The 2,470-nt window shown below is 68.9% G+C and carries 4 protein-coding genes; 1 reads left to right on the top strand and 3 read right to left on the bottom strand.

The features are described from left to right. Positions 1-99 precede the first annotated feature (99 nt). The 3 genes from ACFU53_RS47740 to ACFU53_RS47730 all read right to left on the bottom strand — a co-directional run bounded on the left by ACFU53_RS47740 (position 100) and on the right by ACFU53_RS47730 (position 1,537). On the bottom strand, positions 100-633 hold the full coding sequence (locus ACFU53_RS47740) for an FMN-dependent NADH-azoreductase (RefSeq protein ID WP_384006865.1): 534 nt from the start codon (positions 631-633) through the stop codon (positions 100-102). Between the two features lie 165 nt (positions 634-798). After that, positions 799-1,260: a DsbA family protein gene (locus ACFU53_RS47735; protein WP_384006862.1), complete on the bottom strand. Its 462-nt coding sequence runs from the start codon at positions 1,258-1,260 to the stop codon at positions 799-801. Continuing rightward, positions 1,220-1,537, bottom strand: a complete 318-nt coding sequence (locus ACFU53_RS47730) for a DsbA family protein (protein WP_384006859.1) — start codon at positions 1,535-1,537, stop codon at positions 1,220-1,222. The genes ACFU53_RS47735 and ACFU53_RS47730 overlap by 41 nt, the downstream gene beginning before the upstream one ends. A 691-nt stretch (positions 1,538-2,228) precedes the next feature. Between ACFU53_RS47730 and ACFU53_RS47725 the strand changes: the two genes are divergently transcribed. Then, positions 2,229-2,470 (top strand): DUF6114 domain-containing protein (locus ACFU53_RS47725; RefSeq protein WP_384006857.1); only part of this gene is annotated, 242 nt, incomplete at its 3' end.

Below are 2,470 nucleotides of genomic sequence, written 5' to 3'. Positions count from 1 at the left end.
GGGGGGGCTCGTGTTGGGTGGGGGGGGGGGTGTGTCGGGGGGGGGGGGGGGGGGGGGGGGCGGGGCGGCCCCCCCCCGCGACGGTGAGTGCCGGATCGCTCAGGCGGCGAGCTGCTGGCCTATCTTCTCGGCCTGCAGGCGGGCCTGCGCGTGCGCGTCCGCCAGGGACGCCTCGTGCAGCGGGAGGAGGTGGGCGAGCGTCGGCGCGACGGGGGCCATGGTCAGCTCGGGGGTGAGCGTGGTGACCTCGAGACCGAGGAGCGCGGGGTCGCCCAGGACGGACTCCAGGGACGGGACGAGGAAGTCCTTGCCCTCGTTGGGGGTGCCGGGGCCGTAGCCGCCGCCGCGGGCGGAGATCAGCACGGCCGGGCGGCCGGCCGCGGAGCCCTGGCCGCCGTAGCTGATGGTGCGGCCGTCGACGATGATCTGGTCCAGCCACGCTTTGAACACCGAGGGCATCGAGCGGTTGTACAGCGGCACGGTGAACAGGTACGCGCTCGCCCCGACGAACTCCTCGATGAGTTCGTCCTGGACGGCCGCCGCCGCGGCCTGCTCCGGGGTGTGCTGGGCGGGGTCGGTGAAGCGGGCCGAGACACCTGCGGCGCTGAGGTGCGGCACGGGGGAAGCGGCCAGGTCCCGGTGGACGACCTCACCCGTCCAGGCATCGCGGAAGGACCGGGCGACCTGGCGGGAACGAAGCGGCCCCTATGGAGGAGGAGTCGATGTGCAGCGGGTAGGACATGGTGACCTCTACGTATGTCGAAAAGGGGGAATGCGGGGAATGGTGTGGATCGCGGATCAGGTACGGGCCGGATGGGCGGCGGGCACCGCACAGCCGTCCGGTCCGCACACCCCCTCGGCGTCCGCCACCGGGATCGGGGCAATCGGCGGGTGGGCCTCGTCCCACGCCTGCCACAGCGCGCGCAGGAGCGTGTCGGTGCCCTGGGCGCCAGGGACGGCGTACCGGCCGTCGATGACGAGGAAGGGCGCACCGGTGGCACCCAGGCGCCGTGCCTGGTGTGCCTCGTCCTGTACCTGCTGCCTGAAGCGGCCGTCATTCAGCACCTGCCGGGTCTCGACCGGGTCCAGTCCGAGATCGGGCGCCAGATCGACCAGGGCTTCGACGGTGAAGACCGACCGCGTCTCGCCGTAGTAGGCGCGGAAGATTCGATCCCACGCCGCACGGTTCTTGCCCTGAGCGGAGGCGTAGGCGAGGAACTCATGCGCCCGCCAGGTGTTGCCGACCACGTTCTCGAGCACGTGGTACGGAACCAGCCCTTCCTTCGCGGCCAGCGCCTCGACGCTCGACGCGGCGGGGGCCCGCCTCCAAGCGGTCGTCCGCCACGCCGTGGACCCGCTTGACGGCCTGGCGCACGCTCATCACTCCCTCGCCCGGCAGATCGTCGGAGAGAGGGAACGAGCGGTGGATCAGCTCGACCTCGTCACGGTGCTCGAACCGCTCGACGGCCCTGTCCAGACGGTGACTGCCCAGGCCGCACCACGGGCACGTGACCTCGGACCAGATTTCCACCTTCATGGCGCTCACCTCCAATACTTACGCTTGAACGACTCCTCGCCGAACAGGGCGACGACGACGCGCACACGCGCCGGGAATGGAAGGCCCCGTCATCGAACAGGACGTCGTTCGTGTCACCCGCGCGGAAAACGTCGCGGATCTGCAGCGTCGAAGTGCCTAGCACCACATCAGGGATGTCACCTTCACCGAGGACGTCTCCACCGCCCACACCTGAACCACACCACGGGCCATGGCGACCCACCGCTTCGATATTCAGCGCGACCCGAACGTGGACCAGGGGAACCGCGCCAGCAGTTGCGGACGCCCAACTTCCTTTCCTTCACAAGAAACCCATTAGTAACCCCGGTTTTGCTGTTACGTTAAGTCATCTTGTTACCCTCTGTCAGGCCGCCTCCGCCCTCGCCGGCGGTGGCGACGGCGTGTCCCACCGGCGACCTCGACTTGCTCGCACAAGCCTCGGTCACGAGCCTGCAGAACGCGTTACCCGGTGAAGGCCCACGTCGACGACAGTTTCTTCCCGCGGGCCCACGCTCGCCACGGGCGCAATCCTCAAGGCGGCGACCAGCGCGAGTTACGAGTGCCCTCGGACGCTGAGCGAACCTGCCGGTCGGTCCCCAGAGACACGGAGGCGGCCCTCAGCTTCCCATCCGCCCCCTCTTTCAATGAAAGCCAGTCGCAGGAGCTCTTTTCCATGAGTGCAAAGACGAACGACCGAGTCGGCCATTGGCGGTTCAGCTTCCAAGCGTGGCGCGGGCAGCGGCCATTCTGGGCAGGCCTCCTCACGATTCTTGGCGCAGGGCCCATCGCCTACTTCCCGTACGCACATGTCGGCCAAAGCGGGCTCACCCTTGCCGAGGCCACTCCGGCCGCAGTTCCCTCGCTGTTCATCAGCGCATTGCTGGTGGCACTGGGCCTGTCCATGTGGTTCCAGGC

Origin of the sequence: Streptomyces sp. NPDC057474 (genome assembly GCF_042802555.1) — a bacterium.
In the GTDB taxonomy this organism is placed as follows: domain Bacteria; phylum Actinomycetota; class Actinomycetes; order Streptomycetales; family Streptomycetaceae; genus Streptomyces.
Note: the sequence above shows the minus strand (reverse complement) of the source record. Positions and strands in the feature narration are given on the sequence as shown.